We start from the raw sequence: 25,410 nt of genomic DNA on the forward strand, positions 1-25,410 counted from the left end.
ACTATGTTTTTATTATAGGAAAATTGAAAGAGAGAGATGTATTTCAAGTGTAAAAAAATAATAAGTAATGCGAAATCAAGACATACATTTCAAGTGTAAAAAATCTTTAAAAAGCTTTATTTTTTTAAAAAAATACTTATTTAATCTTATTATTTCAAAAAAAATATTTTTTGAATGTATAATAATTTCTTAAATTATTTTACAGTTGAAATACATGTCTTAAAAAAACTCTATATACATTTTTTTTTTACACTTGAACTGATGGTCTCTCTCTTCAAACTTTCAAAAAGGATTTTTTTTTACACTTGAACTGATGGTCTCTCTTACATAATTTTCACAGTATCATTAATGTTACACTTGAAATGTATGTCCCTTACTTTTTTGCAACTGGTGAAATTATATATACACTTGAAGTCAATGTCTCACTGACACATAATTTTAAGTAAAAAAATAATAAAAAGTTTTATTTGATAGTTACTATAACATTATTTACACTTGAAACTTACCACCCATTCCTGAACTATATTGATTTTTTAAGTTAATTCATTATTAATCATAAGTAAACAGGGTTTTTTGAAGTATCAGTGATTTAACATATCATTTAAAATGATGTTCAGGGGGATAAATTACACTTTTTGAAATTTGGTGATGGTAACCTACTATTTGTCAGGACGGGGGTACTGACTTTGTTTGTCAAGATAAAAAAATTTGATGCGTGATCTTATGAACATATTTGATGAGTTAGGGGATAAAAAAACAGTTTTTAAAGATAAACAATATTTAGATCACAGATTTTTACCTGATAAACTTCCTCATAGGGAAGATCAGATAAAATCAATAGCAAAATATTGGATTGAAGCTTTAAGTGGGGTTACACCTCCAGATATTACTATCTACGGTAAAACAGGTACTGGTAAAACAGCTGTTGCTAAATTTGCCATGAAACAACTTAAAGAAGCATCTAAAGATCAAAATATTAATATTAAAACGGAATATATTCGTTGCACTGATTATACGACTGAGTATCAGGTCATCGCACGACTGTGCCAACAGATGGGGCGTGATGTTCCTTACCGTGGGTGGACTAAAGCAGAAGTCATTAACACTTTTAGAAACTTATTTAAAAAAAATGCTTTTGGTAATGATCTTATATTGTTAGTAGTTTTGGATGAAATTGATATTCTTCTAAGAAATGATGGTGATGGTCTGCTTTACACTCTTACTCGTACTGATAATGTATCTATTCTTTCTATTAGTAACTATGTAGACTTTAAGAAATTCATAAAACCTCGAGTCAGAAGCAGTTTACGTGATAGGGAAATAGTTTTTCCACCATATGGTGCTCAACAATTGGTTGATATTTTAGAAGAACGTTCAAAATTATCATTTAACGAAAAAGTATTAGAAAATGATGTAATTCCACTCTGTGCAGCATTAGCTGCTAAAGAAGAAGGAGATGCTAGGTATGCATTAGATCTTCTCAGGACTTCTGGTGAACTTGCAGATGAAAAAGATTCCGATCTTGTTCAGGGTGATTATGTTAGAGAGGCTAAAGATTACATTGAACATAATAAAATAACAGATATTATAATGACACTACCTTCTCAGCAACAAAGAGTCCTAGAATCTATTTTATATTTAACCAAACGTAAGGAAGAAATAACTTCCGGACGTCTCTATGAAGTATATAAAGACATTTCTAAAGGAGATACTGTTTCCTATAGGCGAATTTTTGATTTTATTAATGAACTGGAGATGCTGGGTTTGATTTCCACTAACACTGTTTCCAGAGGAAGAGCTAAAGGTAGAACTAATATAATTGACTTACAGTGTGATACTGATGTTTTAGAGGATGCTATTTGGGGAATGTGAAATACATATTCCTTATCTTTTATTTGAAAAATTAAAAAATTAATTAATTAAAATTGACTTTAAAAAGAACTTAATAAACTATTTAAAAGAGCCATCCTAACTGGAACACCATAAAATGCCTGTTCAAAATATTTACCATAGGGAGTATCATCTAAATCAGGAGATACTTCATCAACACGTGGTAATGGGTGCATTACAATTAAGTCTTTACCTTTAATAAGTGAAGCATCTATTTGATAGGCACCTTTAATTCGTGAGTACTCTTCAGGATCAGGGAATCGTTCTTTTTGTATTCTGGTAACATACAATATATCTACTTCGTCTAGAACATCCTGTAAATTATTGGTTTCCTGAGCAACTACTTTGTTTTGTTTTAAATCATGAAGAATTTCTGGAGGCATGCGTAGCTCTGGAGGTGAAACAAAACTCATTTTCACTCCAAACATACCTAAAGCATAAGAAAGGGAGTGAACTGTTCTACCATATTTTAAATCACCTATTAATGCCACTTTCAAACCATCTATTTTTCCAAAAATCCGGCGCATAGTATAAAGATCCAACAATGTTTGGGTTGGGTGCTGCCCTGCACCGTCTCCAGCATTTATCACAGGGACATTTACAATATCTGATACATATCTAGCTGCTCCTTCCAAGTTGTGTCTTATAACCAGAGCATCAGCATATTCAGCAACCATTCTCGCAGTATCAGCTAAATTTTCTCCTTTAGTTACAGAACTCGCACCTGTTTCAGCAAATCCTATTACTCCACCACTCATTCTTTTCATTGCAGTTTCAAAGGAAAGCCTGGTTCGGGTGGATGGTTCATAAAACATCATTCCAAGTATTCGACCTGTCATGACTTGAGATGTTTTTTGTGATCTGGCAATGGGTTCCATCCCTTCTGCTTCTTTTAAAATATAATTTATATCTTTTTTACTAAAATCTTTAATAGAAATAACGTTTTTAAGAGAAAAGGACATCTTGAACCTCCCAGAAATACATAAAATTATGTAAACTTTAATCTAATTTATATTGAATTTGTGGACTATAATATTTTTGCTAATTTCAAACTTAATTAGACTAGTGATAAAAAAAAATTCATATTAACAAATAAATAATGTGTTCTTGTTCCTAGAAACAATTAATTATATCACGATTTCATGATATAAAACAACATTAAAAATTTATTATTATAATTTCCGAGCAAAACTTAAATAACCGGTATGGCCCACCATACGAGTTTTTGGCCTGGTACCTTTTGATTTAACTTCCATTTCACGTAGTATGCATTCTATTGTATTTATCTCATTAAATCCTATTTTTTTTGCTATCCTATTTAAAATCTGAACCTGTTCAATATAAGGGGCATAAACAGCTAACCATCCACCACTTTTCAAAGCATCAAAAACGCTTTCCATCATTTCATATGGTTTAGGGAGGTCTAGAAATATGAGATCAACTTCTTCTTCATCTATACCTTCTTTAATATCCTGATTTTTTATAGTTATATTATCGAAACCAAATTGCTTCACATTTTTCTGGGCAATTTTGGTAAAATCTTCTCGAATTTCATAACTGTGGACTTCACCTTCCTTACCAACTACATTGGCAAAATGGAGAGCTATGGCTCCCGCTCCGGTACCAGCATCTACAACTTTGTCTCCACATCCAAGACCCGTATATGCTATAACTATTCCTATATCTTTGGGAAGTAAAATAGAACACTTACGTTCCATTAACTCTATGAAATCATTCACATTAGCCTGGATAACTTTAACTTCATGCTCTTTATGGGTTTTTAAAATGTCACCTGGTACACAGTTTTCTAGTTCTTCTTTTTTTATGATACCTAAATCATTATGAAAATCCTGACCTTCGTCAAGTATGTATTTCTTTCCTCTATCATCCATTAAAATCCGCACATTATCACCTTATGATATTGAATGAGCTGCCACATCTTTGATAAATAAATGTAAGAATCATTGATTTAATATACTCTTGGCTAAATTATACAATAAAAAATATAGTAAATCTATATCTACTTGATCTAAATTTTAAGTTCAATCTATAAGTTTTTGATCCTTTTCTTTTTTGATTTTTTTAAAACCAATTTCCACTACCTTATTGATATTTCGAGCAATCTTTTTACCAATACCATCTACTCTTTGTAAGTCTTCTTGAGATGCATTTATGATTTCTTTAACAGAACCAAATTCTTCTAAAAGTTTACGGGCATTAACCGGTCCAACATTAGGTAGTGATTCCACAATAAATAACTGCTGCTCCCATAAGGTCAAAGGTTTTTTTTCAGTCCGCACCTGAATTTCTGGCTTATTATGTGTCTGTTCTCTAATTGCGATTCTCCGAATCATAGCTGCGGTGTCTTCTGGTGATCTGGTTGGTAGTATGGGGATCCTAAAATCTACAGCTACAGATGCCAGGGCACCTCGTATTGCATTAGGATTCATAAAACCAGAATATAAATTATCTCCCTCTAATATCATGAGTGGCTTGTTAAATTCTTCTACCATCTCTTTAACTTGTTTATGCAGCCTTTTATCTGCAATGGAACTTACAAAATCCGAAGCAGTTTTTCGCTCCAAAGCCACATCATCACTCACCTGATAATCTGCCACAGCTAAAGGCTTAACAACCACTTCTACTCCGAGTTGGGTAAGTTCCCTTAAAACTCTAGAATTAACTTCTCTAGAATCGGCATATACCACTGGTTTGTCTTCAGAAGAAGAAAATTCTTTCTCATTTATTATCTCCTCTTCTAATACACTTGTATTTTCTTTCACTGGAGCCCTTGATTTAATATTATCTAAATTTATGGGTTTTATTTCCAAATTTTTTAGTGGGGATGATTTTCCAAGTTCTTCTTTCATCCGTCTTTCTTTATGCACGCTGGACCAATAGTATCCTTCATCCCGGGTACCTTTGGCAATTAGAACCATCATTCTCCCACTTTGCTTTCTTCCAGTACGACCACGTCGTTGAATCATTCTTATTTCTGAGGGAACTGGTTCATAGAGCACAACCAGGTCCACGGCGGGAATATCAATACCTTCTTCAGCTACACTTGTTGATAAAAGGACGTCATAATTACCCATACGAAACCCTTTAATAATATCTTTCTGCTGTTTCTGGGTAAGGCCTTTTTCTCCATTCCTTTTTCCCTGCCCGAAAAATTTTACAGCATTTATATTTTCTTTCTGACACCTCTGGTATATATTTTCTAGAGTATCTCTAAATTGTGTAAAAACAATAATTTTACTACTTTCTTTCTCCATTTCATTATTGAGAATCTTTATCAATTTATCTAATTTAGGATGTTCCACTCCCATTTGATACGCTTTACGAGTTAAAATCATGGCTGGTGCAAAATCTGCATCCATTATCAATCCCTTGGCGGCTTTAGTGTTTTTTTTCTTTAATCGAAGAAAATACTGTTGTAATGTATTTATTCCCTGTGTTTCCAGAAGTTCAAGTGCATGTTGGACATTGATAGAAGCAGCGATAATAGAAATAGCTTTGTAACATTCTTTAGGAGGATTAGTGCTACGAGCGATTCTATTTTGAACTTTAGAACGTGCCTGTAGTAAATCTTTTTTACTGACAGAGATGGTGGGGAGTATATCCATATTTTTAAGCATCTTCAAGCGATGTTTCAATGCCTTGTTCAAATGGTCTTTTATTCTCTTTAAATCTTCTCCTAGTTCTACACTAACCCATTCAATTTCAATAGGATTAAAATAAGGTGAAACATCGGGATCATCCTCACTTTTAATAATAACTTCTTGGATAAATAGATTTTCACAAACACATTTTATTTTTTCTTTATCTGAGCCGGGGGAAGCTGTTAACCCTAGAATAAGAGGGTCTTGAGATTCCTGAAGATAACGAGATGCTAAATAAACATAAGAATAAGATCCTACTCCCCTATGACATTCATCAAAAACCAGTAGTGAAACATCCTTAAAATCATAAATCCCTTTAATTAAATCAGATTCAATAGTTTGAGGCGTGGCACAAATTATCTGAGAATCTTCCCACCGCTTAAGTCTTTCTTCTCCTTTAATGGCTCCAGTGAGTGTGGTGGATGTTAAAGTTAGAAATTCCCTGAAACTTTCTTCATGTTGAATTACTAATGGTTTGCTGGGAGCTACTATGACTATTTTTGATCCTTTGTATCTATACAATCGGTCAGCTCCAACCAAAGCAGCCACTATAGTTTTACCCAATGCAGTAGGTGCCACAATCATAGTGTTGCCCTTTTTTAAAACATCTGCAGCTAATAACTGCTGGTAAAGCCGAGCTTCTACCTTATTTGGTTGGATGAGGGGGTGGCTGATGTACTTTTCCATGAGATTGTATATTTAAAATGATTCATATAAAAGTGGTGTTATACGGCATAATTATTCAATTTTCATAGAAATAATAATAGAAAAAATCTTATTTTAATAAAACTCAGAGCAACCAGGAAAAGCATCATCCTTATTAACATTAAATTTACTCTAAAAATAGAGAAATAAGTAGTATTATCCTCATTTTTCAAGATCTAGATAAATTTATAAATTCGTCAGGGCGGGGTGAGATTGAAAGTAAAGATTGATGTTTTACAGTAAAAAAATTATTTTTCTACAATTAAATTTTTAAAATCATCGAAAACTACTTCTAAACCGCACATACTAGGCACATAATTTGCAGCTTTTGCAGAATCCACTCCAATAACTTCAAAACCAAGTTCTTCTATGGGAGCAACCACCATACAAGTGTCACATACTAATTTTCCACCTGCTTTTTCAATCATCTTTTTGTAACCCATTCTCTCAGCAGCAGCTTTCATATTAATCGAAGTACAGAGCCATAATTCATTTTTTAATTTTTTGCCTTGTAATGATTCTGCAATATTTCGAATCTCTTCTAAAGAAGCATGAGGACATCCTAAACAGATTAAATCTGCTTTTTCACTACTGGTGGATAAGTTTTCACGTATTTGTTTAATATCATTTTTAGTCACGGTTATTTTATCCTTAACATCTTCAATCTGAGCATTTTGATATTCTGGTGTTACTTTTTCCACATGGTAAAGTGCTACGGCTCCTGAAGAGGCAAGTGCAGCCCCTAAACTTTTTAGATTATCTGAAAGTGGCCTATTTTTCATTTTAAAGTATGGAACACCGTCTCCCACTTCTTGACCTACCAGATATCCTAGTGCACCATAATCTGCTCCCTGCAAATCACACTCTACTTCTATTAAGATATTTGCGGTTCGGTTTTCTTTGAGGTGAAAACCATAACAGGGAGTTTTTCCACAAATTGCAGCAGCTAAAGCACCAGGGCCTCCTTCACGATTTGTTCTAGCACCTAAAACTGAATTTCCATACGCTACAGCAGAAGATTCTGACCATGCAATATGAGAACCTTGTAATGGAACATTTCCAATAAGATATGGTGTGCATGTACAGGTGGTCATTACATCCATTTTTCCATAAGCACCCACAATGCGCTTTTGATGCTCGGTGAACTCTGTAGAGAACCCTAATTCTTCCCATATGTCTAGATCAACCCCTGCAGGATTTAGAGTGGATGGTACTTTTGTCTTGGCTTGGGGGTCCTTGGCCAAATCTTCTAAATATTCCAGACCTGCGTCTCCAATAGTCTTGTAGGAAACTCCTGAAACTTGAGCTGAAGTTATATCTACTAATTCTTCGGCTTCGTATATGTCTCCCAGAGCCACTAGAATTTCCATGCTTTTTCTAATGGTTTCTCCATACTCTCCCTGATACATTTTTTCTTCTTCATGGGTAAGCTGCATTTTAATCCCTTTTATTAATTATTAAAATTCTTATATTAATTAAATTAAAATCAATTCAGTTAAAGTTATTTTAGTAAATTTGATTAATTAATATTTAGTATTGGAATTATAAAAATAAAAAAATAATTAGATAATTTACTCTAGTTGAGTGCCTACTATTTCATCTACTAATGTCAAAAAATTATCCATTTCTTTATAAGGTATCATAGCACCCGCGGCTATGTCGTGACCTCCACCAGTACCTCCAAAGCTACTGGAAGCGTCTTTTAAGGCTTGACCTAGATCAACACCTGCTTCCACCATTTCTGGAATGGTCCTACTGGAGATTTTCACCTGATTATCCATTCTTGATATTGCTAAAAGAGGGATATCTGCTTCCAATAATCCTAAGGATAAAGATATACTTGAAATTGTACCCATAACACTTTTACGAGCTTTTTCCTCAGCATAAATGTATTGTATATGCTCTAAAACAGTGGAGCCTTCTCTTTTGATCCATTGTAATCCTTTAACTAGAGTTTCTCTATATTTACGCTGTAAGTCAAGAGCTACTTCCAGAGCATTATTTTTTTCACCAAGGCAAATCCCCAGGCCCAGCCCATATTTCTTGTTCTTACCACATGCATCCAGAATGCGTGAATAATCTTCAATATTTCGGATAGATTGTGGTTGCCGGGCATCACTAAAAACATCACTGAAAATTTGGGGATTTAATTTTACCAACTCATCTTTCAAGATATCTCGCTCTTCCGGACCTAAATCTGAGAATTTAATCCCATAAGAAACACCCATTTTTTCTAAAAATGCCATAGAGCCTTCTAAATCCCCTGTAAGGCCGGGCAGAACAGGGTTAAATGTGTAGGCCAGGGATTTGTACAGTGGTTCTTCATTTTTTGATGCGATTTTAAGGTCCTGGTAGACTTCTACAGTATTAGCTTTTAGTCCTTCTTCAAGTATCATCTGGTTAATACCTAAAAATCTATCATAATACTGCATATCACCAAATGCACCTGCCAAAGCCATGCCTGCTAAGGATTGTTTTTCCATCCCTCTCACAGTCAGGTAAGTTACTCCTGATGCACTTACTTCACGACTACCGTCTATTCCAAATAGATGGGGGTTAACATGGGTTATCTTTTCACCAGTTTCAAAATCAATGGGCTGGTGATGGTCAGATATTATTACGTCTCCTTTAATACGGGATATAGCCTCTAAGTAAGCACTTCCCATATCGCAAAAAAAGAATAATTTGTATCTTTCCTGAGCTAACTTTCGGATAAAATCATCTCTAAGCCGGGGAACGATACTGATATGGAATTGGCCTTCTTCCTGGGATATAGCATTGGCTATTACTCCTGCTGCAGAAAGACCGTCTGCATCATTGTGAGAAATTATCCTCACAATGTCTCCTCTTTTCAGATGCTCTTTGAGCACCTGACAAGCTTCATCAGCTCTATTTAACAAGGAGTGCTGCTTTTTGTGGGTCATATCTCCATCCTTCTGGGAGTACACCTTCATTAACGTAATATCTACCTAAACGTCGAATCTGGGATTCAATGACCTGTAATCCTCGTTTGGTGTGTAAATCTTTAGGATTTTCTTTTAAATGGTCCCGTATGTTTACTGCTTTACGGATGAGATTCATTATATCTTCAGGGTATTCTGGTTTTTGCCCATGGTCCTCTAAGATTTTGGTAATTTTTTTACCAGTGATTAATTTGACATCAGGGATACCATACTGGTCTCTTAAGATGATTCCAATTTTACTGGTGGAGTTTCCTTCTTTAGTTAATTTTAATATTAGTTCTTCAATTTCTTCATTTGAGTATTCAACCCAATCAGGTTTGTTTGCCATTTAATCGCCTCTATATTTGTGTATAGATAAAATTATAATCATGATTTGCTAAATACTGGATAAGTAGTTATTTTCCACCTATATCAGTTTATTATAGTCCCTGCTTTTAAACCACACTGCAAATTTTTCCAGTGATCTGCTCCTATGAGAAAATTCATTTTTTTCAAGAGTACTGAGTTCTCCAAAAGTTTTATTTTTTTCTTTGGGATAAAACAGGGGATCGAAAGCAAAACCTTGATTTCCTTTCTCTTTATTAGAAATATGTCCTTTAACCGCACCTAAAAAAATCTCGGGCTCGACATTGGGGGCACAGTACCCAATCACCGACCTGAATTCGGCATATCGGTCTTTAACATTTTCCATTAGCTTTAAAATACCTGAATTTCCAATAGTATCCTGCACATATGCAGAATATGGTCCTGGAAACCAGTCCAAAGCTCTTATAAACAGTCCCGCATCTTCAACAATAACGGGTTCTCCTAACTGCTCAGCCGCATGTTTTGCGCCAAATATGGCTACTTCCTCCAGGGTTCCCTGAAGTTCTGGATAGCCAAGGTTAACATGCTGAACTTTTATGCTGAACTTCTCGAAGATTTTCTCTGCTTCTTCTACTTTGTGTTGGTTACCAGTTATAAATGTTACCTTCATGTTTTCACATTAACCTTCTTTTTTAAATAGGATTTTCAGGAAGTATATCTTCCCCTACCTTCAATTTCACTTATTTTATCTAATACTTCCTTATAATCGTTAGATTTTTGATAACCTTTCATTACAGCACTAAAACATTTATGGGCAATTTGGTAGTGGGTACTTCCCAAGGCCTTCTTAAGAACCAGTAAATCTACACCTTTATCTTCCACTAAGTCTGAAAACTTACCCAGCCCAAAGTCCAGAAATATTAGATCAATACTGTCTTTTAAAATGATATTAGATGTGGTTAGATCGCCGTGAATAATTCCACAATCATGAAGGAGGGCAATACTCTCACCAATATTCTGGCATGTTTTGTTCATTAAAGTGGGGGATGAATTGATGATTGCATCTTTAACTAATTGACCTTCAATTTTTTCCATTACCAAAGACTTATTTTCCAGATCAATATCAAAAATTATAGGGGTGCGGACTCCGCATCGTTTGGCTTGAGATAAAAGTCTGGCCTCTTTTTTCGTTCTGGATTTTCTAAGTTTATCATCTATTTCAATTATACGATAATTTTTAGGTATCCTTTCTTTAATTAAAACATCTTCATCTAACCAGTTTCCAGTATATATATTGGCTTCTGCACCTTTAGCTAAAATTTCATCAGGCAATGTTAGTTTTTTATTATAACTTTTCATCCAAGGTACATCTACCTCATCAGTACGGTAGCGCTGGATTACGGTGGTATCTTCAATTTTTTGTCCGCCCTTTTTTTCGTAGACTAACTGCCCCATCCATGCAATCATAGCCCCATTGTCTCCACAGTACTTCACAGGAGGCATAAAAAAATCCACATAATGCTCTTCACTCATTACAGCTAACATTTCCCTTAAACGGGTGTTGGCTGCAACTCCTCCACAAAGCATGATTTCCTGTTTCATGGTATGGGATAAGGCCCTTTCGGTAACTTCAACCAGCATGGCAAATGCGGTTTCCTGCAGACTGTAGCAGAGGTCTTCTATTCTAACATTTTTGGCATGTTTTCTCAGTGCAGCAGTTAGCAGGCCTGAAAATGAAAGATCCATCCCTTTTACAGCATAAGGAAGATCTATGTATTTATTTGCTTCAAGAGCTAATTTTTCAACCACAGGACCTCCAGGATGGCCTAGGCCGACTTCTCTTCCAAATTGATCAAGCATGTTGCCTACTGCAATATCCAGAGTTTCTCCAAAAACACGATAACGACCACTTTCAAAGGCAATCACTTGTGTATTACCTCCACTAACATAAAGTGAAACAGGATCCTGGGCCTCTGTGGTGAGTCGACCTATTTCTACATGCCCTAGGCAGTGATTTACCCCAACAATTGGTTTATTTAAACTCAAAGCTAGGGTTCGAGCTGCTGTGGCCACGGTTCTAAGGGCCGGACCAAGACCAGGACCTCGGGAGAATGCTATTAAATCGATTTCGGAAAATTTAAGATCTGCTTCATGTACTGATTTTTCAATTAGGTATGGAATCCACTGTGCGTGATGTTCTGCTGCTTCCCGGGGATGTATCCCTCCCGAAGCAGGTATCAATTGTTTTCCTTCCAAGGCCAATATATTGCCCTCTGAATCGACAATACCTACTCCTGTTTTTTCTGCAGTTCCTTCAATACCTATACAGATTTTATTTGACATGAAATTCCTCAATTGATATTTTCATTAGATTAACTAATTTTATTTAATCATGAAAAACTGGATTAAATCTATTTTAATTTTTAGTTTATATAATTCCTAATTTTAATGAAATTGTTTTTAATGAACAATATTGTTTTCAAACATTACACTTGAAACTTACCTTTATTAATTATGAACATTAATATTTTCGTTATATAATCTCTTATGAATTTAAGGAATAGATGATCATTATTAAATTAAATGTATTTATAATCTTTTTAATATAGTAAAAATCAAAATAAGGCGATATGATGTTTGATGGATTGAATATTTATGGTTCTGATGAATTTTTAAAAAAAGTGAATGGCAAAAACTCTTTATTTTTATGTACTATTGCGACCACGGCCACTTCTCGTATAGAAGGAATTACTGGAGCAGGAGTAACTCCAGAATTAACAGAATATACTCCTGCTGCTGATGTAGAACTTATATTACTTAATAAACCTGTTTGTCTTCCTGAAATCCCTCAAACAGTTGTTGGCGGGGAATCTGCACCTACTCCTGCGGTTATAACTAAAGCTGCTCTTGAACTTGCTGAGATACCTTTTATGGTGGCTGATGCAGGGTCATTAATTAAACCAAACCTTCCCTATGTGAATATTAATGAGAAATCAGGTGATGATATTCGCACAGGAATGGCTGTAGAGAACCCTGAAAAAATATTTGAGAATGCTAAGGTATTGGGTAAAATTCTTTCTAAAATAACTGATCATTTAGTGATTGGTGAAAGCACTCCTGCAGGAACTACAACGGCATTGGGTGTATTAACTGCATTGGGATATGATGCAAGCTTTAAAATCAGTGGCAGCATGCCTGAAAATCCACACAACCTGAAAAAAGATGTGGTCAGAGAAGGAATTGACTCTGCTGGTCTTAAGTTGGGGAAAATAACATCTGATCCATTTAAAGCAGTAGAAGCAGTAGGTGATCCTATGATACCTGCAGTGGCTGGGCTGGTGATTGGTAGTGACATACCCGTGACTATGGCTGGTGGAACTCAAATGACTGCAGTATGTGCACTTATAAAAGCACTAAAACATGACTTTGATTTTTCTAATGTCTGCATAGCAACAACAGTATTTGTTGCTGAAGATGAAACATCGGATATTAACCACATCGCCGAACAAATTGGAGATATCACTATTTTTGCTGTGGATCCTTCTTTCCAATCTTCAGAAAATGGAGGCCTCAGATGTTATTTAAATGGCTCTGTAAAAGAAGGAGTAGGAGCGGGAGGAGCCATGATGGCCGCCATGCTGCAGGGTGTTACAACTGATGAAATCCGAATAAAAACAGAGGAATTATGTCAGAAGATATTTTAGATAATTTTAGAATCAAATGAAAAATAGGAAATTAAGAGAATTAATATATTAAACTTAAGATTATTGCTAAAGGACCAATTATCCAGCAGTAATAAGCAAATACCATTAAGTCTCTTTCTTTAATTAGTTTTAACATTATCTTTATAGCTAGATAGCCACTTATTATCGCTGCTAAAAAACCAGCAAATGCTGAAACTGTACTTATATCTAAAATGGATGTGATATCTTTGGATTGTACTAATGCAGCACCTATAATAGCAGGTATTGATAATAAAAAACTGAATCTGGCAGCTAATTCTCTTTCAAGACCTAAAAATAATCCGGTGGATATAGTAGCTCCGGATCGTGAGATACCTGGAGCAATTGCTGCAGCTTGAGCCACACCCATGGTTAATGCATTTTTAAGACTCATATTGCTCATACTTTTTTTATCGGCTATTTTTTGAGATGCCATTTCAGATCCCCAAAGTAAAAATCCAGTAACTATTAAAAAGAATCCTACAGCTATTACATTACTGAATAAGCTTTCGAAGAAGTCTTTTAATAAAACACCAGCTAAACCTGCAGGTATGGTTCCAAGTAGTATAAACCAAGCCATTTTTTTATAAGGATCATCCTGTATACCCTGACGGAATTGGGCGCGGGGGACATCTATTAAGCTTGAAAAAAATGATTTCAACATACTTAATATGTCCTTCCAGAAGTAAGCTACTACTGCTACTAATGTTCCAACATGTAGTAGTGTATCATAAGCTACGCTGGGTTCAACTCCAGTCAAGCTGTGCATAAATACCAAATGGGCAGAACTACTAACTGGTAGAAATTCTGTTAGTCCTTGTATAATTCCTAAAAGTAATGCTTGTATAATATCCATTTAATCACCGTGAAAATGTAATTTTAATTAATTAATTTCAATTTTATTATTGACTATATTAAAAATTGTATTAGTATAATCTATATTACCGTTGTGTTCTTTTATTTCATTAGGCTTACTTATTTAAATCTCTAGTTTAACTTATTATATTTTCATTCCTTTTCACAATTTTCATGTAAAAAATATATTACATATGTAAAAAATAGTTTACATTATATTTAAAGATTGTTGATTGGATCTATTTGAAATAAATAATAGTGATAAAAATAGTGATAAGTTATAAGTTATCACTTATAACTTCTAAGTTATAACTTCTAAGTTATAACTTCTAAGTTATACTTATTCAATATAGGTTAACCAACCATAGTCATATCTACTTTCACCTTTCAAGACGTCAAAAAAGCATTTTTGAAGTTTTTCAGTCACTGAACCTCTTACACCTTCTCCAATTGTAATCTTATCCACAGAACGGATGGGTGTTATCTCTGCAGCAGTTCCAGTGAAGAATACTTCATCAGCCAGGTAAAGCATTTCCCGTGGGACCTGTTCTTCTCTAACCACGAGATCCATTTCATTGGCTAGTTTGATTACAGAATCTCTGGTTATTCCTTTTAAAACTGATGAAGCAATAGGTGGGGTGTATAGTTCTCCATCTTTAACCAAGAATATATTCTCTCCACTACCTTCACTCACATTTCCCTGATAGTCTAACATTATTCCTTCATCATAACCATTGGAAATTGCTTCCATCTTCACCAGCTGAGAATTCATATAATTAGCACCAGCTTTAGCCATATTGGGCAAAGTATCAGGAGCCATACGTCTCCAGGTAGCGATTCCTACATCAACGCCAACTTCTAAAGCTTCTTTTCCAAGATAACTACCCCATTCCCATGCTGCAATTACTACTTCTAAGGGGCTGTTAAGGGGATTAACACCTAATTCGCCCTGCCCTCTAAATACCACCGGCCGAATATAACATTCGCGCAACTCATTGATCTTAATGGTGTCCAATATGGCTTGACAAATTTCTTCCTGGCTGTAAGAAATATCCATACGGTATATTTTTCCAGAGTCAAATAATCTTTCTACATGTTCTTGGAGTCTAAAGACCGCTGAACCTTTTTTATTTTTGTAACAGCGGATTCCTTCAAAAACACTGGAACCATAATGAACAACATGAGATAATACGTGTATATTTGCTTCTTTCCAATTTCTGATTTCACCATTAAACCATATTTTTCCTGATTCATCCCATGCCATAATTAATACCTCAGTGAAATTAATGACAATACAAAATTTACTTTTACATTATTTAGTTAGTACCAGTTCTTAAATTTATCAAAAATGATTTACTCAGGAAAAAGGATTTTTAATAAATTTTTTTTATAAAAATAATTTTTAAGATCGTATATTGCTAATCAAACATTATAATGTAATTAAATATATTTTTTAAATATTTTTTTTAATTAAATTCTTATTTAAGATGTTTAGATTAAGTTTCATCATTTTTAAGAAATATTTAATACCAAGCATTGGCGGGAAAAGTTTATATAGGCATGTGTTCAAAGTGTGATGTACGCGAGGGCCGGTGGTCTAGGGGTATGATACCTCGCTTACAACGAGGTGATCACGAGTTCGAATCTCGTTCGGCCCATCTTTTTAATATAATTCTTATTTTATTTTTAATGAATGTTTATTTATTAAATGAAATTCTTATTTTACAAAAGAAGTTAATTTTATTGGAATAATAGGATTAGGGGTCCGTGGTCTAGGGGTATGATACCTCGCTCACACCGAGGTGATCACGAGTTCGAATCTCGTCGGACCCATTGGATTTATTTTAAAAAAAATTTATTAGATAATTTAATTAATTAAAATATATAAAATATAGAATTTTAATTAAATTAAAATGAACATTATGGAAACTAAAAGAGACACAAAGAACACTATTGTTCCTTTTATTAACATGGTGCTACTTTTTTCTTCTACTAAAAATACTAACCCATAGGCAAGGACTGCTGAGAGAAAGATTTTGATAACACCTAATATTCCTGTGCTGACTTGGGCCCAGATCTGAATGATTGTGGTAATTAAAAGAGATATCCCAATAACAACCAGTATTAAAACGAAAGTATTGCTGAGTATACTTTTAATATAAGGAGCCCATGCTTTTATCCGATCTCTTTTCCGATTTAGAGACCCCTTTTTACCATGCCCGAAAAAGCCCTTGGATGAGCTTGATGGTGTGTAGGATACTTCTACGCCCTCATTATTATCTTCGTATTCTTCATAATCCGGGTAGTCTTCGTTATCTCCCATTAAATCAGGAGTCTTTTTTGAAAATTTTTGAGCAAGGTTTAAAACTCCTTCTCTATCAATAAGTTTAATGTTTCGGCGGGCAGCGTAGTTTATGGCCTGGGAACTGTAACCCGAAGTGGTTACTATTACTACTTTAGATGCCTTTAAGGTTTTTGCCACCATTTCCATCTCTTTTAAAACATCTAAACCAACATTCCACTTTTCTTCATAGTTTTTACAAGCTATAACTATTCCTATATCGCCTAAAATTGTTGGTAGAATTCCATAGATATCTATAAGGTGTCTTGAGGTTCTAAAATCTTTATATACTTTAAAACCCGATTCTTCCATAACCTTTGCCATGAAGTCGACCAGTCTGCTTTTTTCCAATTTACACACCTTCTAGGGGATGACGATTATTGCCCCTAAATTCAAGATAATCTGTTAATCCTTAATATTATTATCAATAGGTTCATATTAATATTTGCTTTTTATGGTTACTAATTGATGTTTGTTTTATGGTAATCTCATCATTTTATAGAAAGAATTTTTTCCAGATATTATTTTTATTTATTTTATTTCGATCTTATCCTGCATTAGTAAGAATTAATTATCGATTTTAATATTTGCTTCCTTTTTTTACTAACTAGTATTGATATGATTGTAGGTTTCCATAAACTATTTTAAAATTAATAATTAAAATTGGTGTATGCGAATTTTAATAACCAATGATGACGGGGTAAATTCTTCGGGTATTGTTGCCACCAAACAAGCAGTGGACGGACTGGGAGATATTAGTGTAGTGGCCCCGGCAACACAACAAAGCGGTATTGGACACGCTTTAACTCTTTTTGAACCTATTAGAGTAACAGATACAAATTTAAGGGATGGAACTCAAGCTTATTCTGTCTCAGGAACTCCTACTGATTCAGTGATCATTGGCATTTTTGAAGTAGCCGATGAAAAACCAGATCTGGTTATTTCCGGAATCAATATTGGTGAAAATTTAGGTAAGTCTGAACTTACCACCTCTGGAACTATAGGGGCCGCCATGGAAGCTGCCTGTCATGGTATACCATCACTTGCAGTTTCTCTTCAGGTGGGTAGAGGTGATATTAAATTCCATGATGGCCATGTCGAGGTTGATTTTAGTGCTGCTGTACGCATCACACGTAAAGTGGCTAAAAATATCCTGAAAAAAGGTTTGCCTGCGGGCGTGGACTTTGTGAATTTGAATATTCCATCCCACCCCAAAAGTGAAGATATTAGAATCACCAGCCTGGGAGAGAGAATGTATAATGTTCACATTAAAAAGAGACTGGATCCTCGAGGAAGGCCCTATTACTGGTTGGATGGTGACTCAGTAGAAGATGATTTACCTGGAACTGATGTCCATACTTTAAAAGTTGAAAGAGAAGCCACATTAACACCTCTTTCACTGGACTGTACTTCTAATTTAGAATCCCTGGGTAATTGGTTGGACTAATGTATTGAAAAAATTTAGTAGTTTAAGGATTGACATGGGGATTGCCTGGCGCGGATTTCAAAGAAATCTTTAATCTACATTAAATTAAAGAATTTTCTTTATTATTTTTAAACACTTGTACAATAACCTATAATTTAAGCCGGGTCTTTGTCAATTAAAACATAGTTTTAGAATGATATATTTCTACTTTTTTATAAAAATATGTAAAGAAATTTATTAGAATATCTTTAATGAATTAACCTATTTATCAATAATATTTTAGTTTTATAGTTAATTCTAAAACTTATTTTTTTATTTAAACTAATAATGGTATTATTTGGGCTAGATTTGGGTGTAAATCTGGAAAAATTACTTTTAAGTAAACGGCGTTATATTAAATCAGACTTTTTATTAAAAGGAAGCACAAAAAAGAGGATTTAAAAAAAAATGGATTATGAATTAATATTGCCTTTTGTTCCATTCTTGGGAGGATATTTTGTAACTTACATATTATATAAGGTGGATATAATTAGAAAAGCTCAACATGTGGCTTTGTGGAATGCGGTCCTATTTCTGGCATTTTTAGTCTCTGGAGGAGCAGGATTTTTACTCATGGTATTGATGGAAATGGGAGTTATCACCCCAATTAACTACACTTTAATGTACTGGCATGTAGAACTGGGAATAACTCTAGTTTTAGTGACTATATTTCACTTACATATCTACTGGAAATCAACCAAAAGAATGTTCACTGGTAAAAAATCCCGTAAAAAGGAGGCGGGATTTTGAAAGATCCGATAAAGAATGGTTTATTAAAAATCAAGTCTCACTATCAAAACATATCTCCGGAATATAAAGTAAAAATTGCAGGAATTTTAGCCACAGTACCAATAATAGCTGCAAATATAATAGACGGGGCATTTGCAGGAGGATGCCCTCTGGGACTCGCTTGCTCATCTCCGGGTCAATGTGGAAGATACATTGATGGTGATGGTGATGGTTTATGTGATTTAGCTCAAACATCAGCAACTACCACAAACACTGATTCGTCATCTCAAGATAGCGAAACTACTGTTGGTTCCTATGATAAATCTGTTACCTATGACTCACAGGATAATGGATCTTTTGATATTGATACACCATCTTCTCAAGAAAATATGCAGGACCTTGATGGAAATGCTACAGGAACTGTGCAGGATCCGGGTACTTTGCAGGGAAGTGACTTGTCTGATGCTACAAACTACCACATACTTCCCATATCCATGTTGCTATTGGGTGGATACTTAGCCACTTACTATTTGTTTAAAAAGGGAATTTTAAAACCACAGCAACATAAAAGGATCTGGAATATGCTGTTGACATTTGGGTTTATCGGAACTGGAATAACAGGAGTACTCTTAACACTTATGATCAATATGGGGATTTCTACAGCATATAATCCTCAGATTAATTATATTCACGCAGAAATGGCAGTAATAATGGTTATTGGAACAGTTATTCACATGTATATCTATCGTAAGCCAATGAAAAATCATTTCAACATTTTACTAGGACTTAAATCGAAAACAAAAACTATGAAAATCATGAAAAATCAAGGAACATCAAAATAGGTGGTAAAGTTTCAATTAATTTCAATTTTTAACTATTTTTTTTTCACAAACCGGATTATACCTGGAGTATAACAAGATTTATCTCTTAACTGAAAAATATAGTTAAAAAGAAGGGCTTTTTTATTAGCCCCTTAATAATATTCTGTGATAACCATGAAGAAAATACTGTGGTGGTTAATAGCCGGCACAAAAGGTGGTGTTAATAGGGCCCGTATCATAAACGAATTAAATAAAAGGCCTTATAATGCACACCAACTGGCTGAAAACCTTGATTTGGATTACAAGACTATTAGACACCATATCAAGGTTCTGGAGGATAACCAGATAATTACGTCCACAGGAGAAAAATATGGAACAATGTATTTCATTTCACCTCAAATGGAGGAGAATTATGATCTTTTTAAAGAAATATGGAATCAACTGGAGAAGTAAAATAAGGTGATACGATGATTTCCCCTACACCAGAACCTATATTTAGAGGAGAAGAATTTAATAATGAACTGATAGATGACCCAAACCTGGCCACATTAGCCGCTTTAGTGGGAGCAGTTAATATAGGTTTATTAGTAGTCATGCTTTTTATTTACATATCCAGCTATAAAAAACTAAAATCTAGTTTTACCCTGGGACTAATAGTCTTTGTACTATTATTAATTCTTCAGAACTTGGTATTCATAGCATTTTTACTACTAAGGGAAGGATTTCATGGCCCGGGTATGGGCGGACCTGTACTCAGCATAAATGTTATTCAGTTCGGAGCATTAATGGTTTTATTAAAGATTACTTGGGATTAGAGAGATTTTTCACGTGCTGGAAATAACTAAATGAAAAAAGCAGTGAATCTTAAAAACTAATATTTTTAGGATTAAATGTTACTGCACATTTAACTCTTTCAAGAGGCGATTTCTCTCTTTTCTAAGTTCTTCGAGTAATTCAGGATCGCAACCATCTTGGTTTTTCAAATAAGCTAAAGTCATAGTTATAGCTTCTAAATTAGTTTCTAACTGGTTCACTGCCATATTTTAACTCCATCCATTATATTAACTAATTAAAATTATTGATATTATTATGCTATAAAGTTTTGTAAATGTAATTAATACATGCGAAAAGTATATGGTATCAATTATTCAATTATTGTAAAAGATAAGAAAAATTATTTGTAACTAGAAATTATTGAGGTTAGATGATGTCTGCAGATAACGATTTCAAGGTAAATCGACAATTTTTACGATTTAAGGAAAAAGATGTGGTAATAAGTTTAAAAAATAGAGAAGAAGATGAAGGAAAAATCATCGCTCTTGACAATTACCTTAACACTGTTTTAGAACAAGAAAACGGCATAAAATTTATTAAAGGCAGTAAGATTGCTTATATTGCTATTAAACAATAATATTTCAAAATAAATGGATTAAGGATCGTAGCTTTCAACTATAATCCCTAAAATGTTTTTTTTACCATTATATATGTCTTGGGCTATTTGAGCACTTCCCATGGAACCTGAAGTGGGAGGAATTCTTACAACAGAAACTACATTTCCTAAATACTCTTTTAAACTTCCAAAAAAGTCCACAGGTTCTTGCATAGCACCCATGGATCCTGTAAGAACTATTCCATCTATTTGATCAGATATTCCAACTAATCCCCATATTTCCATGGCAATTGTCATTATCATGGTGTTTATGGCCAGCTCTGCTTTTTCATCACCTTTTTGAAACATTTCTAAGAGCTCATCTTTAGCATCAGAAACTTTAGTGTTGATTTCTGCAATTTTAACAGCTCCTGCATGTGAAAAACATTCATTAGCTGTTTTATCTCCATCATCAATATCCCGAAGCATTTCTAAATCTAATGGGCCATGAATTACCCCCATGGCGCCTAAACAAGCATCCATAGCACCGACTATCTCTCCGTTTTGAATCAACATGGTAACTGAGTTGGAACTGATATCTGCTACAATCATGTTTTCCCAACCGGTTTCAAGATAGGCATTGTAAGAAATACTTATCTTTTCAGCACTAGCATGGTGGGAGTACGCTGCTTTAAAGCGAGGATCTAAGCAAGGGATTTTTTTATGCAATCCTGGAAGGAGCAGGGTGGGTATATCTGAATTTTCAATTTCAGAGTATACTGCAGTTCCGCCACCGGTAACTTTTCCAGCACCACCAATAGAGAGCACACCTCTATTATTAACCTTATTGAGGGGTTTGATGGTAGTTAAACCATCACCCATGGCATAAGTGATTACCATTAGTTTAATAGAGTCCAATTCCACTCTTTTGGATAATTCATCTATTGCAGATACTTCACCTTTGGATAATTCATCTCGTCCAATTTTAAAGTGAGTAGCTGGTTTTCCTCCTTCTTGTGAAGAAGAAAGTATAGTAAATGAGACCCCGGTAGTGCCGTGGTCCATGCCCACGAAGACCAATTTTTCACCCTATTTCTCTAATCCACATAGTTTTCTAAGTTTGGAACCTACTTCCTCAATCTGAAGTTCGTCTTCAAGATCTCTCATTCGTTTAAGCATAGGTCGCCCAGCCTGATTTTCTAAGGCCCATTCTTTAGCAAATTTTCCTTCCTGGATTTCTTTTAAGATTTCTGCCATCTCTTTCTGTGCTTCAGGAGTCACTACTCTTGATCTGCGGGTTAATCCTCCAAACTCTGCAGTGTTACTCACATCATGCCACATTCCGGCAAACCCTTTTTCATATATTAAGTCAACAATTAATTTTAATTCATGGCAAGTTTCGAAGTATGCTACTTCTGGTTGGTATCCGCCATCTACCAGTGTTTTAAAACCTGCTTTGATTAGTTCGGTTACTCCTCCACAGAGAACGGCTTGTTCTCCAAAGAGATCAGTTTCAGTTTCTTCTTTGAAAGTGGTTTCCAATATACCTGCACGTGCCAGACCACAGCCTTTACCCATGGCCAGAGCTTGTTGTTTAGCATCACCAGTAGCATCAACTTCCACTGCCACTAGACCAGGAATTCCAAAACCTTCTAAATAAGTTCGACGCACCATGGCTCCAGGTCCTTTTGGGGCACTCATGGTAACGTTTACTCCTTGGGGAGCTTGTATGTATCCATAATGGATGTTGTAACCATGGGAGAAAGATATGGTGTTACCTTCTTCTAAGTATGGTTTGATGGATTGTTCGTATACTGCTCCTTGAATTTCATCCGGTATCAAAATATGCACGATATCTGCGGTTTTGGCAGCATCTTCTATGCTCATCACATTCATACCATCATCTTTGGCGGTTTGCCAGGATGATCCTCCTTCACGAAGGCCTACTACTACATTTAATCCACTGTCAGCCATGTTTCTAGATTGGGCCATTCCTTGACTCCCATATCCTATAACTGCTATGGTTTTATTTGCTAGGACTCCAGTGTCCACATCTTTTTCGTAATATATTTTCATTCGCCATCCTCCTTAGATACTTATTAAAAATTTAGAGTGAACTTTACCCACAGCATGGGTAAAAATATATCATAATATAGGTATTGTTAGATTCTCTTATAAATTAATCAGCTGATAGTTGCACTGCTACTTCAAATCACTGAATAATATAATACAACATCTACTTTTTTTTTTAAAAATTTAAAAAAAAATAGCTTCAAAGGTTTAAATTAAGATTTTTACCTTTTAAACTATAAAATTATTTATATTCTCTTAAATGGTTTTCATACCACGTGACATTGCTGTAGGCCCTGTCCTAGCCAATTCTTTAATACCAAAACCCTTTAAAAGATCAATTAAGGCATCAATTTTATCAGAATCACCGGTAATCTCTACAGTTAGGGCTTCACCACTAACATCAATTATCCTTCCTCTGAATATTCCGGCATACTGTATAACTTCTGCACGTACACTCTCACTAGGTGCGTGTACTTTAATGAGACACAATTCTCTTTTAACAGTACTCTCCGGATTCAAATCTCTGACCTTAATTACATCAACCAATTTATTGAGTTGTTTAGTGATCTGTTCCAGTACTTTCTGATCTCCATGGGCAATAATGGTCATTCTGGCCAGACCAGTAGTTTCAGATTCACCAACGGTAATGCTGTCGATGTTAAATCCTCTTCGGGTAAATAAGCCCGCAACTCTTTGCAAGACACCAGGTCTGTGTTCAACCAAAGCACTAATAATATGTGTGGGTTGTTCCATTTTAATCACCTTCCCCTGAAGTCTTTCCTGCAGGGTTATTATAGGTTATTTCTCCAGGATGTTCTCTTTCTACTTTATATTCTCCCACGATTTCTGTTAGACCGCAGCCTGGAGGAACCATAGGCAATATTTCATCAGGGTCAATTACTATGTCTAGTAAAGTAGGTTCTCCTGATTTAAATGCGTTTTCTAGAGCTTCGCGTGTTTGCCCTGGTTTTTCAATTCGTTCAGCCCTTACACCAAATGATTCGGCTAATTTGACAAAATCTGGTACTTCTCCTAAGTGCGTGTGTGACATTCGCTCATCATAGAATAGTTTTTGCCATTGGGCAACCATTCCCAGGTGCCGATTATCCAGTACACAGACCACTACAGGGATATCGTATTCTTTCACAGTTGCCAGGTCTTGACATACCATGAGGAATCCTCCATCTCCACAAACCGCAACAACATCACTCTCGGGCATGGCTACTTTAGCGCCTATAGCTGCAGGGAATCCGAATCCCATTGTTCCTAAGCCTCCAGATGAAATAAATTTTCTTGGATTGCGGGTATTGAAGTAGTGGGCCATCCACATCTGGTTTTGACCTACATCGGTGGTTAGTATGGTATCTTCATCAGCTGCCAGGGATATTTCTTTTATCACCTGCTGAGGTTTTAAGGGAACATCATTTTCAAATGAGATTCTGGGTATGCAGCTGTTTTTAAATTCATGGATTTTTTTAATCCAGCTGGAGGTGGTTGGATTGGCTTCCTGTTTTTCCAGCATTTTTATAAGGTCCTGTAGAACTATTTTAGCATCTCCCACGATTGGGACATCCACTTCTACATTTTTACCAATTTCTGCAGGGTCAACATCAATGTGGACAATTTTTGCATTAGGGGCAAACTCATCTATCTTACCTGTTGTCCTATCTGAAAACCTGCAACCTATGGCTATTAGGCAATCACTTTCATCTACAGTTAAGTTTGCAACTTTACGTCCATGCATCCCCAGCATACCCATAGAAGATTCATGATCCTCAGGGAAAGAACCTTTACCTAGTAAAGTAGTAGTAACAGGAGCATTTATAAGATTTGAAAGCTTTTGGAGTTCTTTAGATGCATTTGCAATTATTACTCCTCCACCTGCCAGTATAACTGGCTTTAAAGATTCATTAATAGCTTTAGCAGCTCTTTTTATTTGACGAGGGTTTCCTTTTTTAGTAGGTTTGTACCCTGGTAAATCCATAGGATTATCATTGTAATTCTCCATTTCCTGTTCTTGTATATCTTTAGGAAGGTCAATTACAACTGGCCCGGGACGACCAGTAATGGCAATTTCAAAACCTGATTTTACCATACTTGGTATTTCTTCAGCATCAGTTGCCTGGAAATTGTGTTTGGTTATGGGCATGGTGATACCAATCATATCCACTTCCTGGAATGCATCGTTACCAATCAAGTGAGTTGGCACCTGTCCTGCAATCGCTACCACGGGGGCAGAATCCATATAGGCTGTGGCGATTCCAGTCACCAGGTTGGTTGCTCCTGGTCCTGATGTGGCAATGCACACCCCTACCTTGCCGGATGCACGGGCATATCCGTCGGCAGCGTGTGCTGCGCACTGCTCGTGCCTTACCAGAATGTGTTTTAAGTCTGAGTCGTATATCATGTCATACAGAGGAAGTAACTGTCCTCCGGGATATCCGAATACAATGTCCGCTCCTTGATCTATCAGCGACTTTATTATGGCTTGGCCACCTTTCATACAAAC

The 25,410-nt window shown here is 35.3% G+C and carries 24 protein-coding genes and 2 tRNA genes; 10 read left to right on the forward strand and 16 right to left on the reverse strand.

Annotation, left to right across the window (positions count from 1 at the left end; translation table 11 throughout):
- Positions 1-723: 723 nt before the first annotated feature.
- Complete coding sequence (locus MXE27_RS04120; RefSeq protein WP_248611139.1) at positions 724-1,872, forward strand: orc1/cdc6 family replication initiation protein; 1,149 nt, start codon at positions 724-726, stop codon at positions 1,870-1,872.
- Between the two features lie 59 nt (positions 1,873-1,931).
- On the opposite strand, the gene pyrB is transcribed toward MXE27_RS04120, so the two are convergent.
- The 8 genes from pyrB to MXE27_RS04160 all read right to left on the reverse strand — a co-directional run bounded on the left by pyrB (position 1,932) and on the right by MXE27_RS04160 (position 11,869).
- Positions 1,932-2,852 (reverse strand): aspartate carbamoyltransferase, encoded by a 921-nt coding sequence (gene pyrB, locus MXE27_RS04125; protein ID WP_248611140.1) that lies wholly within the window; start codon positions 2,850-2,852, stop codon positions 1,932-1,934.
- 210 nt (positions 2,853-3,062) lie between these two features.
- Positions 3,063-3,794: a tRNA (adenine-N1)-methyltransferase gene (locus MXE27_RS04130; RefSeq protein ID WP_248611141.1), complete on the reverse strand. Its 732-nt coding sequence runs from the start codon at positions 3,792-3,794 to the stop codon at positions 3,063-3,065.
- Between the two features lie 138 nt (positions 3,795-3,932).
- Positions 3,933-6,239, reverse strand: a complete 2,307-nt coding sequence (locus tag MXE27_RS04135) for a DEAD/DEAH box helicase (protein ID WP_248611142.1) — start codon at positions 6,237-6,239, stop codon at positions 3,933-3,935.
- Positions 6,240-6,505: 266 nt separating this feature from the next.
- Positions 6,506-7,693, reverse strand: coding sequence for an aconitase X (locus tag MXE27_RS04140; protein WP_248611143.1), 1,188 nt, complete (start codon positions 7,691-7,693; stop codon positions 6,506-6,508).
- Positions 7,694-7,828: 135 nt separating this feature from the next.
- Positions 7,829-9,181: a RecJ family nuclease gene (recJ, locus tag MXE27_RS04145; protein ID WP_248611144.1), complete on the reverse strand. Its 1,353-nt coding sequence runs from the start codon at positions 9,179-9,181 to the stop codon at positions 7,829-7,831.
- Complete coding sequence (locus MXE27_RS04150) at positions 9,147-9,548, reverse strand: 30S ribosomal protein S15 (RefSeq protein WP_248611145.1); 402 nt, start codon at positions 9,546-9,548, stop codon at positions 9,147-9,149. Before MXE27_RS04150 ends, recJ begins: the two co-directional genes overlap by 35 nt.
- Positions 9,549-9,626: 78 nt before the next feature.
- Positions 9,627-10,196 carry an XTP/dITP diphosphatase gene (locus MXE27_RS04155; protein ID WP_248611146.1) on the reverse strand — a complete coding sequence of 190 codons (570 nt, stop codon included), beginning with the start codon at positions 10,194-10,196 and terminating at the stop codon, positions 9,627-9,629.
- A gap of 35 nt (positions 10,197-10,231) precedes the next feature.
- Positions 10,232-11,869, reverse strand: coding sequence for a bifunctional N(6)-L-threonylcarbamoyladenine synthase/serine/threonine protein kinase (locus tag MXE27_RS04160; protein ID WP_248611147.1), 1,638 nt, complete (start codon positions 11,867-11,869; stop codon positions 10,232-10,234).
- A gap of 290 nt (positions 11,870-12,159) precedes the next feature.
- Here MXE27_RS04160 and cobT point away from each other — a divergent pair, with 290 nt between their 5' ends.
- Positions 12,160-13,230 carry a nicotinate mononucleotide-dependent phosphoribosyltransferase CobT gene (cobT, locus tag MXE27_RS04165; protein ID WP_248611148.1) on the forward strand — a complete coding sequence of 357 codons (1,071 nt, stop codon included), beginning with the start codon at positions 12,160-12,162 and terminating at the stop codon, positions 13,228-13,230.
- Positions 13,231-13,270: 40 nt separating this feature from the next.
- Here the strand turns inward: cobT and MXE27_RS04170 are convergent, their stop codons facing one another.
- Both MXE27_RS04170 and ilvE read right to left on the reverse strand, forming a co-directional pair.
- Positions 13,271-14,104: an undecaprenyl-diphosphate phosphatase gene (locus MXE27_RS04170; protein WP_248611149.1), complete on the reverse strand. Its 834-nt coding sequence runs from the start codon at positions 14,102-14,104 to the stop codon at positions 13,271-13,273.
- A gap of 339 nt (positions 14,105-14,443) precedes the next feature.
- A complete protein-coding gene (gene ilvE / locus MXE27_RS04175) occupies positions 14,444-15,367 on the reverse strand; it encodes a branched-chain-amino-acid transaminase (RefSeq protein ID WP_248611150.1) in 924 nt (307 codons plus the stop codon).
- 322 nt (positions 15,368-15,689) lie between these two features.
- On the opposite strand from ilvE, the gene MXE27_RS04180 reads away from it, so the two are divergent.
- Both MXE27_RS04180 and MXE27_RS04185 read left to right on the forward strand, forming a co-directional pair.
- Positions 15,690-15,761 (forward strand) — tRNA-Val (locus MXE27_RS04180).
- Between the two features lie 103 nt (positions 15,762-15,864).
- Positions 15,865-15,936, forward strand: a tRNA-Val gene (locus MXE27_RS04185).
- Positions 15,937-16,006: 70 nt separating this feature from the next.
- Here the strand turns inward: MXE27_RS04185 and MXE27_RS04190 are convergent.
- Positions 16,007-16,804 (reverse strand): restriction endonuclease, encoded by a 798-nt coding sequence (locus tag MXE27_RS04190; RefSeq protein WP_342765989.1) that lies wholly within the window; start codon positions 16,802-16,804, stop codon positions 16,007-16,009.
- A 310-nt stretch (positions 16,805-17,114) separates the two neighbouring features.
- Here MXE27_RS04190 and surE point away from each other — a divergent pair, with 310 nt between their 5' ends.
- From surE to MXE27_RS04215, 5 genes are all read left to right on the forward strand, one after another.
- A complete protein-coding gene (gene surE / locus MXE27_RS04195; RefSeq protein ID WP_248611152.1) occupies positions 17,115-17,891 on the forward strand; it encodes a 5'/3'-nucleotidase SurE in 777 nt (258 codons plus the stop codon).
- A gap of 426 nt (positions 17,892-18,317) precedes the next feature.
- On the forward strand, positions 18,318-18,659 hold the full coding sequence (locus MXE27_RS04200) for a hypothetical protein (RefSeq protein ID WP_248611153.1): 342 nt from the start codon (positions 18,318-18,320) through the stop codon (positions 18,657-18,659).
- Positions 18,656-19,480, forward strand: coding sequence for a DUF4405 domain-containing protein (locus tag MXE27_RS04205; protein ID WP_248611154.1), 825 nt, complete (start codon positions 18,656-18,658; stop codon positions 19,478-19,480). Before MXE27_RS04200 ends, MXE27_RS04205 begins: the two co-directional genes overlap by 4 nt.
- A gap of 153 nt (positions 19,481-19,633) precedes the next feature.
- Positions 19,634-19,912 carry an ArsR/SmtB family transcription factor gene (locus MXE27_RS04210; protein WP_248611155.1) on the forward strand — a complete coding sequence of 93 codons (279 nt, stop codon included), beginning with the start codon at positions 19,634-19,636 and terminating at the stop codon, positions 19,910-19,912.
- 14 nt (positions 19,913-19,926) lie between these two features.
- Positions 19,927-20,274 carry a DUF8036 family membrane protein gene (locus MXE27_RS04215; protein ID WP_248611156.1) on the forward strand — a complete coding sequence of 116 codons (348 nt, stop codon included), beginning with the start codon at positions 19,927-19,929 and terminating at the stop codon, positions 20,272-20,274.
- Positions 20,275-20,352: 78 nt separating this feature from the next.
- On the opposite strand, the gene MXE27_RS04220 is transcribed toward MXE27_RS04215, so the two are convergent.
- Complete coding sequence (locus tag MXE27_RS04220; RefSeq protein ID WP_248611157.1) at positions 20,353-20,499, reverse strand: hypothetical protein; 147 nt, start codon at positions 20,497-20,499, stop codon at positions 20,353-20,355.
- Between the two features lie 167 nt (positions 20,500-20,666).
- On the opposite strand from MXE27_RS04220, the gene MXE27_RS04225 reads away from it, so the two are divergent.
- Complete coding sequence (locus MXE27_RS04225; RefSeq protein ID WP_248611158.1) at positions 20,667-20,870, forward strand: LSM domain-containing protein; 204 nt, start codon at positions 20,667-20,669, stop codon at positions 20,868-20,870.
- A gap of 18 nt (positions 20,871-20,888) precedes the next feature.
- Here MXE27_RS04225 and MXE27_RS04230 read toward each other — a convergent pair whose 3' ends face one another.
- From MXE27_RS04230 to MXE27_RS04245, 4 genes are all read right to left on the reverse strand, one after another.
- Positions 20,889-21,908: a methanogenesis marker 12 protein gene (locus tag MXE27_RS04230; protein WP_248611159.1), complete on the reverse strand. Its 1,020-nt coding sequence runs from the start codon at positions 21,906-21,908 to the stop codon at positions 20,889-20,891.
- Between the two features lie 9 nt (positions 21,909-21,917).
- Complete coding sequence (gene ilvC / locus MXE27_RS04235; protein WP_248611160.1) at positions 21,918-22,904, reverse strand: ketol-acid reductoisomerase; 987 nt, start codon at positions 22,902-22,904, stop codon at positions 21,918-21,920.
- 252 nt (positions 22,905-23,156) lie between these two features.
- Entirely contained in the window at positions 23,157-23,654 is a 498-nt protein-coding gene (ilvN, locus tag MXE27_RS04240; RefSeq protein ID WP_248611161.1) for an acetolactate synthase small subunit, read from the reverse strand.
- Position 23,655: 1 nt separating this feature from the next.
- On the reverse strand, positions 23,656-25,404 hold the full coding sequence (locus MXE27_RS04245) for an acetolactate synthase large subunit (RefSeq protein ID WP_248611162.1): 1,749 nt from the start codon (positions 25,402-25,404) through the stop codon (positions 23,656-23,658).
- Positions 25,405-25,410 lie beyond the last annotated feature (6 nt).

It is taken from the genome of Methanobacterium alcaliphilum, from assembly GCF_023227715.1.
GTDB lineage: Archaea > Methanobacteriota > Methanobacteria > Methanobacteriales > Methanobacteriaceae > Methanobacterium_E > Methanobacterium_E alcaliphilum.